Source organism: Spirillospora sp. CA-128828, assembly GCF_050945415.1.
Taxonomy (GTDB): Bacteria; Actinomycetota; Actinomycetes; order Streptosporangiales; family Streptosporangiaceae; genus Spirillospora.
On record NZ_CP191986.1, the window covers coordinates 7,317,539 to 7,333,583 of the forward strand.

At 70.4% G+C, this 16,045-nt stretch carries 13 protein-coding genes and 1 tRNA gene; 11 read left to right on the top strand and 3 right to left on the bottom strand.

All coding sequences use genetic code 11. The annotated features are described in order from the left end of the window. Window positions 1-40: 40 nt before the first annotated feature. Both ACQPXG_RS35160 and ACQPXG_RS35165 read right to left on the bottom strand, forming a co-directional pair. Complete coding sequence (locus ACQPXG_RS35160; RefSeq protein ID WP_433463451.1) at window positions 41-1,306, bottom strand: lipase family protein; 1,266 nt, start codon at window positions 1,304-1,306, stop codon at window positions 41-43. A 146-nt stretch (window positions 1,307-1,452) separates the two neighbouring features. After that, complete coding sequence (locus ACQPXG_RS35165) at window positions 1,453-2,604, bottom strand: glycosyltransferase (RefSeq protein ID WP_433463452.1); 1,152 nt, start codon at window positions 2,602-2,604, stop codon at window positions 1,453-1,455. Window positions 2,605-2,686: 82 nt separating this feature from the next. Here ACQPXG_RS35165 and ACQPXG_RS35170 point away from each other — a divergent pair, with 82 nt between their 5' ends. The 10 genes from ACQPXG_RS35170 (at window position 2,687) to ACQPXG_RS35215 (ending at window position 14,241) form a co-directional block, all read left to right on the top strand. Continuing rightward, window positions 2,687-4,060 (top strand): N-6 DNA methylase, encoded by a 1,374-nt coding sequence (locus ACQPXG_RS35170; protein ID WP_433463453.1) that lies wholly within the window; start codon window positions 2,687-2,689, stop codon window positions 4,058-4,060. After that, on the top strand, window positions 4,053-5,090 hold the full coding sequence (locus ACQPXG_RS35175) for a hypothetical protein (RefSeq protein ID WP_433463454.1): 1,038 nt from the start codon (window positions 4,053-4,055) through the stop codon (window positions 5,088-5,090). Before ACQPXG_RS35170 ends, ACQPXG_RS35175 begins: the two co-directional genes overlap by 8 nt. A 126-nt stretch (window positions 5,091-5,216) precedes the next feature. Then, window positions 5,217-5,288 (top strand) — tRNA-Pro (locus ACQPXG_RS35180). Window positions 5,289-5,290: 2 nt separating this feature from the next. Then, entirely contained in the window at window positions 5,291-7,471 is a 2,181-nt protein-coding gene (locus tag ACQPXG_RS35185) for a transcriptional regulator (RefSeq protein ID WP_433463455.1), read from the top strand. A gap of 78 nt (window positions 7,472-7,549) precedes the next feature. Then, on the top strand, window positions 7,550-10,126 hold the full coding sequence (locus ACQPXG_RS35190) for a PQQ-binding-like beta-propeller repeat protein (RefSeq protein ID WP_433463456.1): 2,577 nt from the start codon (window positions 7,550-7,552) through the stop codon (window positions 10,124-10,126). A gap of 204 nt (window positions 10,127-10,330) precedes the next feature. Then, entirely contained in the window at window positions 10,331-10,852 is a 522-nt protein-coding gene (locus ACQPXG_RS35195) for an ATP-binding protein (protein ID WP_433463457.1), read from the top strand. Then, a complete protein-coding gene (locus tag ACQPXG_RS35200; RefSeq protein ID WP_433463458.1) occupies window positions 10,849-11,664 on the top strand; it encodes an SAM-dependent methyltransferase in 816 nt (271 codons plus the stop codon). The genes ACQPXG_RS35195 and ACQPXG_RS35200 overlap by 4 nt, the downstream gene beginning before the upstream one ends. 147 nt (window positions 11,665-11,811) lie before the next feature. Further along, the gene (locus tag ACQPXG_RS35205) at window positions 11,812-12,858 is read left to right on the top strand and encodes a hypothetical protein (protein ID WP_433463459.1); all 1,047 of its coding nucleotides are present in this window, start codon (window positions 11,812-11,814) and stop codon (window positions 12,856-12,858) included. A gap of 29 nt (window positions 12,859-12,887) precedes the next feature. After that, a complete protein-coding gene (locus ACQPXG_RS35210; RefSeq protein WP_433463460.1) occupies window positions 12,888-13,649 on the top strand; it encodes a class I SAM-dependent methyltransferase in 762 nt (253 codons plus the stop codon). A gap of 10 nt (window positions 13,650-13,659) precedes the next feature. Beyond that, window positions 13,660-14,241 carry a methyltransferase domain-containing protein gene (locus tag ACQPXG_RS35215; protein WP_433463461.1) on the top strand — a complete coding sequence of 194 codons (582 nt, stop codon included), beginning with the start codon at window positions 13,660-13,662 and terminating at the stop codon, window positions 14,239-14,241. Here the strand turns inward: ACQPXG_RS35215 and ACQPXG_RS35220 are convergent. Next, the gene (locus ACQPXG_RS35220; protein WP_433463462.1) at window positions 14,238-14,387 is read right to left on the bottom strand and encodes a hypothetical protein; all 150 of its coding nucleotides are present in this window, start codon (window positions 14,385-14,387) and stop codon (window positions 14,238-14,240) included. The two genes, ACQPXG_RS35215 and ACQPXG_RS35220, sit on opposite strands and share 4 nt — an antisense overlap. A 59-nt stretch (window positions 14,388-14,446) precedes the next feature. Between ACQPXG_RS35220 and ACQPXG_RS35225 the strand changes: the two genes are divergently transcribed. Next, window positions 14,447-15,949 carry a recombinase family protein gene (locus tag ACQPXG_RS35225; protein ID WP_433470104.1) on the top strand — a complete coding sequence of 501 codons (1,503 nt, stop codon included), beginning with the start codon at window positions 14,447-14,449 and terminating at the stop codon, window positions 15,947-15,949. Window positions 15,950-16,045: the final 96 nt, after the last annotated feature.

Sequence of the window (16,045 nt, forward strand, 5' to 3'; positions counted from 1 at the left end):
CTGCCCCCTGCGGGAGCGGGATGGCCCTTATGGATTCCCCTCAGGCGGCGCAGTTGCCGGTGGCCGGCCTGCCCGCGAAACGGTCGGCGAGGAACGTCATCGCGTCCGGCTCGCTCCAGAGCATGCCGGTGGCGTGCTCAGCGAAGGTGTAGGTCTTCCACGTCACGTTGGCGCCCTTCGCGCACCACGCCTTGTGAAGGGTGTCGGCCTGCTCGAACGGGATGATCTCGTCGTAGACGGCCTGCGTCTGGAGCACCGGGGCGCTCGGGGCGGTCGAGCCGAGCTTGTTGGCGTCGAGGCGCCGCTGCCACTGCGGCGTGGCCATCGGATCGCTGGTGGTGTAGTCGCCGATGTGCTTGAACGCGGTCTGGAGCACCGTGGCCGGGCCGTCGAAGCTGACCAGGCACATGTCCTTGGTCTTGTCCAGCAGTTCTCGGCCGTTGTCGTTGAGGTACTTGTCCAGGTCGAGCTCGGGGTAGGCGGCGTCGTAGCCGACCGCCGCCATGAACATCAGCGCGACGAACGGGGAGCCGTCCAGGCCCTTGGCGACGGCGCGCAGGTCCGCTGGGACGCCGCCGGCGAACACGCCCTTGACGGCGAGTTCCGGTGCGTAGGTCTTCGCGAGCTGCGCCGCCCAGCCGGCGGTCGTCCCGCCCTGGGAGTAGCCCCAGAGACCGATCGGGCTTCCGCCGAGGCCCGCGTCGGGGAGACGCTGCGCGGCCCGCGCCACGTTCAGGAGGGCCTTGCCCTGGGAGCCGCCGACCTCGTAGGTGTGCTGGCCGGGCGTGCCGAGGCCCTCCATGTCGGTGACGGCGACGGCCCATCCGCGGCTGAGCGCGTCGGCGATGAACAGCTCTTCGTAGTCGATGCCCTGGGTGAGGGTGTAGGACGGGGCGCACGCATCGCCGAGACCACGCGTCCCCACCCCGTAGGAGAGAAGCGGGCGCTTGCCCTGGCCCGTCCACGCCTTGGCGGGGACGAGGACCATGCCCGACACGGCGTTCGGCTGTCCCTCCGCGGTCTCCGACCGGTACAGCACCTGCCAGGACTTGACGCCCTCGTACGGCGAGCGGCCGATCGGGTCCACGGTGAACGCCGCCGGCCGCGACCGGACGACGTCGCCGGGCCTGCCGTCCGGGAGCGGGGACGGCGGTTTGTAGAACGGGTCCTCGGCGGGGGTCGTGGCGTTCTGCGGTGTGTTCTGCGGGGCCGCGGCGGCCGGGCCCTGGAGGGCGGCCGCCGTCATGGCGATCCCGATGCAGGACGCCACCACTGTGCGCAGGACAAGGCGGACGGTGATGGACATGGCGGGTAACCCTTCGTCGTCGCCCCTGCCGCCGGAGTGACGGCCACCCGACCCTAACGTAACTAGACACTTACTCCAATGAGGCCGGGGACGCATCGGAGGCACCGGATTTGTGACCTCCCGACAAAACGGCCCTCGCCAGGGCCTCATCTCCGCGACGGAGTCGCGGCCGTGCGTCCCTTCCATGCGCCGCCCCTCCCCGCGCGGTGCCTGCGTGCGGAGTCCAGGGTCATCGCCGCGTACATCAGTGCCACCAACGGCAGGGCCGGCGCGCGCAGGGGCGACAGGCCGTAGAAGCGGAGCATGGGCGCGTAGGTGACCGCCATGAGCGTCCAGGCGAGCGCGCCCGCCACGAGCGGGACACCGCTGCGCGCGGCCAGCCCGGCGATCGTCGCGGCGGGCGGGACGGCGTAGAGGAGCAGGAGCCCGAGAACGGTGCCGGCGAGCAGGGCCGGCGAGTACCGGAGCTGGTGGTAGGCGCTGCGGGCGATCATCGTCCAGAGATCGGCGAGCCGGGGGTAGGGACGGCGGCTGATCACCTCGCGGCCGAGGTCGAGTCGGCAGCGTCCGCCAGCGCGTTTGATGAGACGCCCCAGGGCCACGTCGTCGATCAGCGCGTCGTGGATCGCGGCGAGGCCGCCCGCTTCGGCGAGCGCACCGCGGCGGACGAGCATGCAGCCGCCGGCCGCCGCCGCGGTGCGCGTCCCGTCCCGGGTGACGCGGCGGAACGGGTAAAGCTGGGCGAAGAAGTACACGAAGGCGGGAACGATCACGCGTTCCCAGCGCGTCCGCGTGTTCAGCGTCGCCATCTGCGACACGAGATCCCGGTCGCCGGCGATGGCGGCGCTCACCAGTTTCTCCACGACGCCGGGCTCGTAGGCGATGTCGGCGTCGGTGAAGAGGAGGTAGCGGGGTTCGCCCGCCGCCTGGACGCCTTCCGACATCGCCCACACCTTGCCCGCCCACCCCGGCGGGCGTTCGCTGGCGGCGACGACCCGCAGGCGCGGGTTCCCTCCCGCGAGCCGGACGGCCGTCTCGGCGGTGCCGTCGCCGCTCCCGTCGTCGACCAGGACCACCCGGAACACGCCCGGATACCCCTGGGCCAGCAGGGTCGGCAGCGTCTCCGGCAGGACGGCCGCCTCGTCGCGGGCCGGGACCACGGCCACGACCTCCGGCCATTCGTCCGGTCGTGCCGCCTCGGGGAGCCCGGGACCGGTCCTCCAGAACGCGCCGTGGCCGAAGGCCAGATACAGCCACCCCGCCAGCGCCGCCAAGGCCAGAACACCCACGACCACCACGGACCGCAGCCTCGCACCCGGTGACTCGTCCGTCCAACACCATGACCGGCTGGTCGAGCAGGTCCGCGCTAGAGTCACGCGGATGGACGAGGTCCTCTGGAAGGCCGCCGCCAAGCTGCGCGGATCCGTCGACGCGGCGCAGTACAAGGACTTCGTTCTCGGGCTCGTCTTCCTCAAGTACGTGTCGGACGGGGCCTTCCTGATTCCGGACGGGGCGCGGTGGACGGATGTCGCCGCGAAGCCAGGGAACCGGGAGGGCTCGCTCGGGGAACGGATCGACTCCGCGATGGGCGCGGTCATGCGGGCGAACCCGTCGCTGGACGGCGTGCTTCCGCAGATCTTCGCCGGGGTCGACCAGCGGCGCCTCGGTGAACTCGTCGATCTGATCGGGGAAGTGGAGTTCGGCGAGAGGTCCGCGCGTGACGTGCTCGGCGAGGTCTACGAATACTTCCTGGAGAAGTTCGCCCGGGCCGAGGGGAAACGCGGGGGCGAGTTCTACACGCCATCGAGCGTGGTCAAGCTCCTGGTCGAGATTCTGGAGCCGTTCAAAGGGCGGGTGTACGACCCGTGCTGCGGTTCCGGCGGAATGTTCGTGCAGGCGGAGAAGTTCGTCCTGAGCCACCGCGGAGGGCTGGACGACATCGCGGTGTACGGCCAGGAGGCGAACGAGCGGACGTGGCGGCTGGCCAGAATGAATCTGGCCGTGCACGAGATCGCGGGTGACATCCGGTACGCCGACACGTTCTTCGCGGACGCGCATCCCGGGCTCGCCGCCGATCACATCCTGGCCAACCCGCCGTTCAACATGTCGGACTGGTACCGCGATCCCGGCGACCCGCGCTGGCGGTACGGCGTCCCGCCGGCCGGGAACGCCAATTTCGCCTGGATGCAGCACGTCGTCTCCAAGCTCGGCCCACACGGGCGCGCCGGGGTGGTGATGGCGAACGGCTCGATGTCGTCCCGGCATTCCGGTGAGGGCGAGATCCGTGCGGCGATGGTCGAGGCGGACCTGGTGTCGTGCGTCGTCGCGCTGCCCGACCGGCTTTTCCGCACCACCCCGATCCCCGCGTGCCTCTGGTTCTTCGACAGGAGCAAGAACACGCCGGGCCGGGTGCTCTTCGTCGACGCCCGGGACATGGGCACGATGACCGACCGCACGGAGCGGATTCTCACCGGCGACGACATCGCGCGGATCGCCGGCGCGTACCGGTCCTGGCGCGGCCAAGGCCATTCGGACGTTCCCGGGTTCTGCCATTCCGCGGGCCTGGACGAGATCCGGTCGCACGACCACGTCCTCACGCCCGGCCGCTATGTCGGCGCGATCGAGCCGGACACCGGTGACGAGCCCGCGGCCGACCGGGTCGAGCGGCTCACCAAGGAGCTGTTCACGCATTTCGAGGAGTCGGCGCGCCTTGACCAGGTCGTCCGGGCGGAACTCGGGCGCCTGGATGGCTGACGGCCACGTCACCCTGGGCGAACTCGTCGCGTTCTCGAACGGCCGATCGCGCCCGGCCGAGGGGACGGCCTACACGACCTACGGCGCCAACGGTGTCATCGCCGTTTCCGGCGGATTCAACGCCGGGCCCCGCGCCACCGTGATCGGACGGGTCGGGACCTACTGCGGCGCCGTCCACTACAGCCCTGACCGATGCTGGGTCACCGACAACGCCATCATCGCCACGGCCAAGGAAGACGTGAATCCCCGCTACGTCTATTACCTCCTCAAGAGGCTCGGCCTGAACCGATATCGCATCGGGTCTGGGCAGCCGCTCCTCACCCACGGGATCCTGAACCGCCTCACCGTGCGCCGCCTGTCCAGGGCGGAACAGGACGCGGCGGCGTCCGTTCTCGGGGCCCTCGATGACAAGATCGCCCTGAACGGCCAAATCGCCTCCTGCAGTGACGCACTGATCCGCGCCCGGTACGAGGAATCGGCGTCCACGTCCCGCATACCGATCGGCGCGCTCGGCGAGTCGGTGCGCTCGAATGTGCCGCCCCACCTCATCGCAAGCGACGAGAACTACATCGCTTTGGAGCACATGCCGAAACGGCACATGTGGCTTTCGGCATGGACCGACGCATCCGCCGTCACGAGCGCGAAGAAGTGCTTCGCACCGGGCGATGTGCTCTTCGGCAAGCTCCGCCCCTATTTCCACAAGGTCGGTCTCGCCTTCGTGGACGGCGTCGCGTCGACGGACATCCTCGTCGTCCGCCCGAAAGAACCCGCTCACCGGGGTTGGCTGCTCGCGGCCCTGTCGAGCGACGAAGTCGTCGCGCACGCCTCCGCCATAGGCGACGGCACGCGAATGCCCCGCGCCGGATGGCAGGACATCGCCGCCTTCGAGGTCCCCTGGCCCGGCGACGACCGAGCCCGGAGATTCGACGAGTTCGCGACCGCGCTGACACGCCGGGTCGAGGCCGCCACGTCCGAGAGCACGGCCCTCGCGAACCTGCGCGACACCCTCCTTCCGGAACTCCTCCCCTGAGGACGCGGCGCGGGCATCCGCGATCGCTTCAGGCCGCCTCGACCTACCATGGGCCCGCTCATCTCCGCCTGGGGCCGCAAATCCTGATTGCGGCCGGGAACGCCTGATCAATATCGTGGCCGCCGACAGCGTGTAGCTCAGCAGAAGAGCACCGGGCTAGGGACTCGGAGGGCGCGGGGGCGGAACCCGCCACGCTGGCTATGGACGAGGAAGTGCGGGCGAATCCCGGGTACGCGGCGGGACAGATGGCCAAGGCGCTGGTGACGGCGCTGACCCACGAGGACGACGAGACCCGCCGCCTGGCCGAGCAGCGGCTGGACCGCTGGGAGCGGGTCGTCGCCGGGATGAAGGACGGGTCGCTGGCCATCGGGTCCCGGACGCCCGTCGCCGGGCTTCCCGCCTGGGTCACGCCCGAGGTGGTGCGGGGCGGATTCGCGACCGGGGACGCCGCCGCCGGCGGCCCGCTGCAGGAGTACGAGGCAGAGACCGCGCGCCGAGCCGGGATCCCGGCCGAACGGCACGCCCTGTTCGCGCATCACCTGACCGACGCGGGGCTGAGGGAGCTGAACGAGCTGCTCGACGGCGGCCGGTTCGAGGCCGCCGTGCCGGAGGAGGCGGCGCTGCTCGTCGTCGCGTGGCTGCTGCGGGCCGGCGACCGGGTCGCGGCGCTGGACGTCCTGGAGGCCCTCGGGCCGTTCGCGGCCCGGCTGCGGTTCCTGCCGAGGCCGGGCCGCGGACGGCCCGGCGACCCGACGCTCGCCTGCCGGGAGACGGCCGGCGGCGTGCGGAGGCGGCTCGCGGCGCGGCGGCCGAACACGGCGGTCGCCACGATGAACGAGGCGCTGTCGGTGTGGAACCCGTTCGCGGACGAGCTGCTGGAGCACTGGCTCGAAACCGTCCGCGACGGGCGCGTCCTCGCGGCCGAGCCCGACGGGTGGCGGGAGCGGGGCGCCGCGCTGCTGGACCGGTACGCCGAGCTGGCCCGGAAGCACACGCTGTGCGGGAAGCATCGCAAGCCGAAGGAGAATCTCGCGATCCTGCGGAAGTCGCTGGAGGAGGTGCTCGCCGGGCGGCGGCCTCCGGGGCTGCTCCAGCACGCCGTCGACTCGATGGTCGCGAAGCGGGGGGCGCCCGGGACGGCCGGGCACACCGCCGTCCGGGAGCAGCAGGCCGCCGACGCCGCTCGGCCGACGCATCACGTACTGGCACAGGTCGTGGCGGAGCGGCTGGGCTCGGTCCCGCAGGACGACGGCGTGCCGTCGACCGACCCGTTCCTGGCGCCCGTCGCCGTCGACGGCCGCGAAGTCGAGCTGCCGGAACGGCTCCGGCACGTGGTCGAGAACGCGCTGCGGGCGCCGGTCAGCACGTTGGTCGAGCGCGGGATCGTCCCGTCCGCGGAGGTGCTGGCGGAACTCGTGCCGCAACTGGTGGCGTCGACGACGGCGCTGTCCTACCCGGATCCCGCGCTGAGAAGGCTGATGACGGCCGTGTCCACGGCGTTCCGCAACAGGCGGTCGCTGCTGCTTTTCAACCTAGAGCACCAGGTGCGGCTGGACGAGCTGCCGTGGGTGGCGGCAGTGGCGAAGTACCGGCGGGCGGACGAGGCCGCGCAGGCCGACGCACGCACCGTTCTGGTGCAGCTCGCTGAACTGACGCTGGACGGCTTCCCCGGGACCATCGTGCCCAACCCGATGGTCAGTGCGCTGGGCGCGCTGGCCGAGCGCGCCGGCGTGCGCGTGCCGTTCGTGGAGGAGCTGGCGGCCGACATCTTCATGGGCACGTTCTCGCCGAAGTTCCTGAGGGCGGCACAACTCGCGGGTGAAGTGCTGGAGGGCTCGCTGTACGAGCGGTACTACGGCATCGACTACGCGGCCGTCCGGGCGCTCAAGGACGGGTTCGCGGACATCTGCAAGGACCGCGCCGGAGACCGCGCAGGGGCGTCGTGGGTCGCCGCCAACGGCATGGTGATCGAGCAGGCGCAGATCCTCACCACGCACAACCTGGCCGCGCTCGTCCACCCGGTCGCGGTCGATCCGGCGGAGGGCTGGGGCGACCTCGCCCGGCGCGCGTTCGGCGTCGCGTGCTTGCAGGTGCAGCAGATGGAGGGGAACCCGCGTCCGCTGAGGGCCGTCAAGGACGCCGCCTACGCGTGGCGGCAGGCCGTCTTCTTCCTGGCGCTGTGCGGAGTGAAGGAGCAGGTCGCCGTCGTCGCGTGGATGCAGGACGAACTCGACCGGCAGCCGTCCCATGTCGTCCGGCGGCTCGATCCCGTGCTGGCGGGACTCCGGCACGTCCTGACCGGCGGGAGCCTCGACGCCGGGACGCCGCCGCAGGGCCGCCGGTTCCTCGGCTGGCACGCGGGCGGCCACTGGATGCTCTGAACATCCGCGGCGGGCGCCGGGAACCGGCCCCCGGACCCGGGCGATCTAACTCGCATGCTGCGATCTCGCCTGGGCCCGATGACGAGCCGTCCTCGCCTGCTGTGGTGGGGCGGTGCCGTGCTGGCGATCCTCCTGGTCGTTGTCATCGCGGTGAAGGCGTGCGGCGGGACGGGCGGGGAGGCGCTGCCGGACGGGGAGAAGCAGCCGGAGCCGGTCGCGTTCAGTGAGAAGCCGCTGTGGGACGAGCGGAAGCTCGGCATGGAACGTGTCGCCGGGGTGGAGTTGCTCGGTGATGTCGCCGTTGTCGCCGGGGACGTGCGGCTCGGCGGCGCCCGGCTCGCCGCCGTCGATTCGCGGACCGGGGCGCCGCGCTGGGTCGTCGACACCGGCTACCCGCTGAAGGGCGGTGAGGGGGCCGTGGCCTATCCGCAGCCCGGCTATAAGGCGGAGCAATTGCGCGGTGCGACGGGGAAGCCGGTCGTGCACCGCCAGGGAGGCGACTGGACGGTTCTCGTCCAGTACACGAAGGGCGGCCAAGGACGCGAGACCGAGATGGGGGTCGCGGCGCTTTCGGGAAAGGACGGTTCCGTCCGCTGGAAGCAGGAGCTGATCCGTCCGCGCTCCGGCGACGACGGTGACGAAGACCGCGACAAGAAGGTGAGGCTCCTGGCCGCGGACGCGCGCGTCGTGCTCACGAGCGTGGAATCGAAGGACGGCCTCGACCCGAAGACCATCGCGCTCGATCCGGCCACCGGCCGCAAACTGTGGGAGAACGCGGACGGCTGGGCCTACCGGGTGTCCGGTGAGGTCGTCCTCGGGGAGACACCCGGTGCCGAGCCGCCGTCGACGCTGGGCGAGCAGCGCGAGGGCACCGACGTCTTCGCCTTGGACGTGCGGACCGGCCAGAGGCGCTGGAGCCTGGACGGGCGTTTCGACGGCTCCCACCTGCAGGCCGTCGCCGGAAGGACCGCGGCCGTCACGGTGCGCGAGAGAGTTCCGGGCCGGACCTACGCCGACGAACGCACCGTGCTCACCGACGTCACCACCGGCCAGGTCGTGAAGGGTCCGCGGGAGTCCGGGACGTCCGACCTCTACGGCTGCGCCGACGACGGCGCGACGCTGATCGCCTGCTCGGGCCTGTCCGGGCGGCTGGTGACGATCCGCACAGGAGGTCGCGGGCGGCTCGTCGCCGCGAAGAAGCAACCGTTCGGCGAGGACACGATGGCCCAGGTGGTGATGGTCTGGAAGGACCGCATCTTCATCGAGGGATCGTCCAGCGACGGTAAGCCCGAGCGGTACGCCGTCGTCGATCGGGCCGCGAACCGGCTGGGGTCCGGGCCCCCTGGAGAGGTCGTCGCCGTGTCGGAGGGCGTGGCGGCGTTCCGTGTGAGGCGGGCCGGGTCGTCCTCGTCCACCCCGGACGGCATCGTCATGCGCGCGGCGGCCGCCGGCGCCGAACCGTCCGAGCCGGCCCCGCCGGCCAAGCCGACGCTCCGGCCGCCGCGGATCGACGCGGCGGCGCTGTGGACCGCCGGTGCGGGACCGGCACCCGCGCGGCCGCCCGTCAAGGACACCGGGCTGGGCTCGGTGATCAGCACCGAGCTGGCCGGCGACGCGCTCGTCTACACCGGCAGGGAACGCAAGGACGAGCACGTCACCAGGCAGGTCGTCGCCGACGTGCGGACCGGCGAGGTGCGCTGGTCGGTCAGAAAGGGCGCGTCGCTCGGCGGCGGCGTCAAGGCGGATTTCGTCGGCGTCCCCCACATCGTCGGCAAGGGCGCCGAAGCGCTGTCGCTCGTGGGTTACGAAGCACCTGGAAACGAGTACGGCATCGCGGCGCTCTCGCTGAAGGACGGCCGCCTCCGCTGGAAGAAACAGGTTCTGTCCGGGGACGGCTACGTGCTCTTGGAAGAAGCCGACGACGACACGTTCACGGTCACTGCGTCGCACGGCGCGCAGGACGAGATGGTCGTGTACGCGACCGGGTCTCGGCGGGAGCTGTGGCGCAAGCGCGGCGTGGAAACCGCGAGCGTCGGCGGCGGTCTCGTCCTGGCCGCCAAGACCGATCAGGGCGACAACTGGACCGTCGAGCATCTCGATGTCATCGCCTACGGGGCCTCGGACGGAAAGCGCCGGTGGAACCTCGCGGGGCGCTACCGCGATCCCGAACTCCTCCACGACGGGGGCGGCAAGACCGTCGTGATCAAGACGGCCGAGGGCGGGGTCGTCCTCGACCGGGCCACCGGCCGCGAGCTGGCCAGGACGAGCGCGCCGCTCGTCCGCTGCGACGGCGACACCGACGAGCTGATCGTCTGCCAGGCGGGCGCCGCCACCGGGCTCGACCCGGGCCGGCGCGCGGTGACGATCCGGACCGGCGGCGGCGTCACGAAGATCCACGATCTGCTGGAGACGGGCATGCTCACCCGCTACGGAGCGATCGGCGCCTGGTTCTTCGCCGTCCGGGAGCCCGCCGTCCAGGGCGGGGCCGCCCAGTACCTCGCCCTGGACGGCGAGGGCCGGCAGATCGCCGCGAACCTTCCGGGCAGGCCGGTGGGAATCGACGGCGGATACGCCGTCCTCATGCCGTTCGACCAGGTCCGTGACGCCCTCGGCGACGGCGCGCCGGGCTTCACCGTGCACCGCGTCCAGGGATGAAGTGGCAGGTCGTGGCGGATCTTGGACGATAGGTGACGCGACACAGGTCACAGCAGGGTCCTTGCATGCGCGCAAGCGTTGGTGACTGGTCGGCGAGGGGTGCGTCAGAGTGTGTGTTGTTTCACTTCCACGTCCGAAATCGACCAGGCCGAAGAACACATGTTCGCTTACAGCGCGACACGGAGACGTGAAACCAACGACGCCATGAACGCATCAGACGCGTGGTCCGGGGCGCCCGTGCTGGTCCCCCCGCCCGCTCCCTCGCTGGAAATCGGGATCCCGTCCGCCTGGAACAACGGCAAGTCGTCCGGGCGCCTCATCGGCGAGATCGACCTCGCCGCCACGCCGCCCGCCGTGCGGCTCGCCCGGTCCTACGTCCGGGAGCTGGTCGGCCAGCACTTCGGGGCCGACCGGTCCGAGCTCGGCGACCTCGAACTGCTGACCAGCGAGGCCATGACGAACTCGGTAGTGCACGCGCGGCCCCGGCGGGACGGGACGATCACGCTGTCGGTCCTGCACGTCGACCGGTACGTCCGCGTCGAGGTCACCGACGGGGGCGCCGCCCCCGGTCCGCCGCGGCCGGTGGACGAGCAGCTCCCGGTCGGGGGGCGCGGGCTCGTCCTGATGAAGGCGCTCGCCACCGACTTCGGCACCTGCCGCGGAAAGAACGGCACGTCCACCTTCTGGTTCGGGGTGGGCGTCCGGGAGGGGTGGCGGCTGCCGTGACATCGGGGTCGACGCTGAGCCTGACCCAGGGGGCCGAGACGCCCCCGCCCAGGGCCGGACGCCGCCCGTCCGCCAGCGTCGCCCGAATGTGCAACTACTTCCTCGGTGGCAAGGACAACTACGCCGCGGACCGCGAGTTCGCCGAGCGGGTCCTGCGCAGCTGTCCGATCGTGCCGCGGCTCGTCCAGGCGAACAGGGGCTTCCTGGACCACGCCGCCGCGCTGCTCGCCGGGGACGCCGGCCTCCGGCAGTTCGTCGACATCGGCTGCGGGCTGCCGGCGGACGACAACCTCGGCGACATCGTCCGGCGGACCGACCCGTCCTGCCGCGTCGCCTACGTCGACAACGACGTGATGGTGGTCGCGCACGCGCGGGCGCTGCTCGCCGTCGACGAGAACATGGGCGCCTTCGCCGGAGACGTCCGCGACCCCGCCGCGCTGCTGGGCGATCCCGGGCTGCGGCGGCTGATCGACTTCGGCGAGCCCGCCGCGGTGTTCCTCCTCGGTGTCCTGGACTTCATCGCCGACGAGGACGACCCGCGCGGCATCGTGGACGCGCTGGCCGCCGGGCTCGCCCCCGGAAGCCATGTGGTGGTCACCCATGCGGAGCGGTCGCCGGCGCTGGACCCGATCTCCGGGCCGCGGCAGCCGGTCGACACGCCGTTCCGGCCGCGGAGCGAGGACGAGATCGCCGGAATCTGCCGGAGCCTCCGGATGATCGACCCCTATCCCGCCCGGCTGCCGCTCCCCCGCGCCGCCGACGTCACCGCCCCGATGCCGCTCGTCGGCTGCATCGGGCGCGTACCGGGGTGATCGGCGGCAATGGCCTCCGTGACGCTGCCCTCCGGCCGGCTCACCGCGAACGGTGACAGGACGGGCACATCTCCGGATCGTCCGTCCCGGGCGCCCGGCGCTTCGCTACGATCGAAGCGTCAACAAATGCCACATCTAGGGCGAGTGATGACAACGGACGGTGAGCCGAAGTCTCTCTCCGACATCACCAAGGACATGGGACTCAACATGTCCGACGTGGCGGCCTTCTCCGGCCTCGACGAGAGCACGATCTTCCGGCTGTGGGACAACGCGGAATGGCTCGACCGGGTCAGCGGACGGTCGCTGCAGAGCCTCATGTCGTCCGTCCCGGGAATCGCCGAGTACTCGATGGCGCACGCCGTCCGGAAGAGGCGCAACGGGCTGGTCAGCGACCTGAACGGCGAAGGGCTCACCGTCAACCTGGACGCCCTGGAGCGCTCGGCCGTCGCCCAGCAGCATCTGCTGAACGCTCTGGAGGCGGCGCTTTACATCATGCGCGGCCAGGCGACGCAGAAGACGTCCTCGTTCATCGCCCGTTTCTGGGGACGCGAGCAGGACACCGCGCTTGAGGCGCTCTACTCCGTCGAGGCCGGCCAGGGCCTCCTGAAAGACCCGCAGAAACTCTTCGACTCGTCCGTCGAACTGGCTCCCCGCCTGAACCGCAAGACCTACTCGTTCCACTCGATCCTGGCGCTCAACATCCTGACGCACCAGGTCAGCAAGGTCACGGGGTCGCTGGAGGCGGACCTCGGCTTCGAGGTCCCCGGACGGCAGACCGCGTTCATGATGCGCGGCGTCGTGATGGGCTCGCTGATCAGCTCGAACGACGTCGAGCTGGCGGAGCGCTACCGCCAGGAACTCGACGCGACGCCCGTGTACGCCGCCCTTGAGGAATGGGCGTTCCCCACCTACACCAGAGACGGCCGGATCAGCAGCGACTTCACCCTTCCGAGCTCCCTTTCGCTGCGCAACACGGCCACCGAGGTGCTGCGCGAGATCGCGGCCTACAACGACGCCTACCTGTACTACCTGGTGTCGACGTACATTCCGCTGGCGCTCAAACGCGACCCCGCGTTCGGCGGGAAGATCACCGAGTTGGCGCAGGCGCTGGAACTGCGCGTCGCCGACTGCCGGGACAGAAGGATCAGACAGACCTGCAACACGCTGGTGCGGCGGCTCAAGGGCATCGCCTGAACCAGGTTTTTTCGAAGAATGGGGAGCCGGTGGAGGACACGGCGCAAGCCATCGCGAATCTGACCCGTGAGCGGTGGGAGGCGAACGCGCAGTACTGGGTCAAGGTCATCAGGGAGCGCCGCGACCGGTACCGCACCGAACTGACCGACGCCGCAGTCCTGGACGCCGTCGGGCCCTGCGCGGGCCTGCGCGTCCTGGACGCGGGCTGCGGCGAGGGCTACCTGTCCCGCACGCTCGCCTCCATGGGGGCGGACGTGACGGGGGTGGACGCGGCGCAGGGGCTGATCGACGCGGCCTCGTCCCATCCCTCGCCCGAGGGGACGGCCACGTTCACCCGCGCCAGCGTCGAGGACCTGCCGCTGGACGACGCGCAGTTCGACCTGGTCCTCTGCAACCACCTGTTCAGCCACCTGCAGGACCCGACCCGCGCCATCGGCGAGTTCGCCCGCGTGCTGAAGAGCGGCGGGCGGCTGATCCTGCTCACCCTGCACCCCTGCTTCTACGTGGAGAACGCCGAGCAGGGCGCGGCGAACAGCGTCCCGGCGTCGCAGTACTTCGCCTCGCGCGGGATCGACCAGCGGTTCCTGGTGGACGGCCTGGAATCCCCTTCGATGATCACAAGCTGGCTCCGGCCGCTGGAGTACTACGCTGGAACGCTCCGAGACGCCGGATTCGTCATCGCGGACCTGCGCGAACCGCACCCGACCGACGAGCAGCTCCGGGACGATCCGTGGTGGCGCAAGGGCTTCCCCACGGCCATGTTCATGCTCCTGATCGCGGAGCGCCGTTAGGGTCGTTCGCATGGACGACGTCCCGGCGGAACTGGCAGGGCACCCGGACAGGCTCCGGTGGAACGCCAAGTACGAGGACGCCTCCGGGCTGTCGGCGGCCCATCCGCTGGCGGAGCGGTCGCTGTCGCTGGAGATCCCGGACGGCGCGGCGCTCGATCTCGCGTCCGGGCCGTCCGGCAGCGCCCTGCTGACGGCCCAGACGGGGCGTCATGTGACGGCGGTGGACATCTCCGAGACCGCCCTGCGGCGGCTCGGCGCCGAGGCCCGGCGCCGCGGACTCGAAAAGCTGATCACCGTCGTCCAGGCCGATCTCGGCGCCTGGCGGCCGGACCCGGCCGGGTACGCGCTCGTCCTGTGCACCGGGTTCTGGGATCGCGCCGTGTTCGAGCGCACAGCCGGGGCCGTCCTGCCCGGTGGCCTGCTCGCCTGGGAGGCGTTCACGGAAGAGGCCCGGCGGGACCGGCCGCATCTGCCCGCCGCGTGGTGCCTCGGCGCGGGGGAACCCGCTTCCCTCCTGCCGGACGGTTTCACCGTCCTGGAACAGGCCGACGGCGCCGGCAAACGGCGCTTCCTCGCCCGTTCGGGAGGCTAGCCGAGGTCGACCACGACGGGGGCGTGGTCGGACGGCCCTTTGCCCCTGCGGGCCTCCCGGTCGACGTAGGCCGAACCGACCCGCCGGGCGACGTCCTCGGTCGCGTAGAACAGGTCGATCCGCATGCCCATGTTCTTGTGGAACATTCCGGCGCGATAATCCCGGAAGGTATCCTCATGCACCTTTAGGGAGGCTCCCCGTGGCGATGACCGAGAGTGACCTGATTCCCGTAGTGGACTACGCCCGCGCCAGCGCCGACAAGAAGAAGGACGAGCACACCGTCAGGGCCCAGCAGAAGACCAACGAGCAGACGGCCAAGCGCCTCGGTTGCAAGATCGTCGCCAGGTTCGCGGACAACGACAAGTCTGCGATGAAGGAAGGAGTCGTGCGCGACGACTTCGAGAGCATGCTCCGTGTCATCCGCAACGGCAGGCTTTCCGACGGAACACCGGTCATGGGCTGCATCGTCACCGCCGACGACCGTCTTGTCCGCAAGACCGGAGACTACGAGCGGTTCGTTGACGCCCTCACCTACGAAGAGGGCAGGGTCTACGCCGACAAACGAGGCTTCAAGGACCTCTACAGCGAAGACGTCGAGAGCATGGGCCTGATGGGGGCAGTCGTCTCCCGCATGGAGATCAAGAAGATCCGTCGCCGCGTGCGCGAATGGCACCGAATCCGCGCCAGCGAAGGAGCCCTCACACCGGGCGGCCGCCCGTTCGGATGGCAGGACGACCGGAAGACGCTCGACCCGGTTGAAGCACCCATGCTGCGCCAGGCCGTCGAACGGGTCTTGGCAGGAGGATCGACCAGTGGCATCTGTACCGAGTGGAACCACAAGGGCATCAAGACTCCTCGCGGAAACAAGTGGGTGTACCGGACGCTGTCCCGCGCACTGGTGAATCCCCGCCTATGCGGCTTCCGCATGATCAGGGGAGAGTTGATCGTTGACGATCGGGGCGAACCCGTCATCGGGCAGTGGGAGCCGATCATCACGCCCGAACAGTGGCGAGCGATTCACGCGCTCTTCACCGCCAGACAGGGCATGTTCGTACGCCACGACGGGTCAATCGCGGGGCCTCACCCCCAGGACTACCGTCAACACTCGTACCTCTTGAGCGGCATCCTCCGATGCGGCGTGATCCTGGCGGACGGCACCATGTGCGGCAAGGGTCTGCGCGCGGGGTTCGTCAAGTCGGCAGGCTGGCACAGGTATGCCTGTGTTGCGCCAGTGCTGGGCGGATGCGGACGCCTCACCCGACGAGGCGACCTTGTTGACGAGTTCGTCTCGGAGGCCGTTCTCGCCAAGCTGGAGGAACGGAACGCAAGTTCCGCAGACATAGGTCCCTGGCCCGGACAGCGCGAGCTGGACCAGAAGCTAGAGCAGATGCGAGAGCTTCGCCAGCGATTCGCCGCGCACAAGATCTCCAACAGCCTCTTCTTTGGCGAGGTCGAACGACTGGAACCCGAGATTCACCGGCTACGGACCGAACGAGAGCAGCATTCCCTTGCGGCCCAGCGAGCCGCAAAAGACGTCACGGACATCCGCCGACGCTGGTACTCCGAGACGGATGACGACCGCTTGGACATATCGCAGAAGCGCACCTACGTCCGCGAAGCACTCCACGCGATCATCGTCCATCCCGCCGGGAAGGGACGCCGTCCCTTCAACCCGGACCTGTTGGATCCCATCTGGCGCGAGGACTGATCCCAGACCGCGCGTAACGTCCCGGGAGCCGGACTCTCGGGGCGTTCGTGTGTGATCTACGTCTCTCCTTTGGCCTATGTCGCCGTGCGCCAGCAG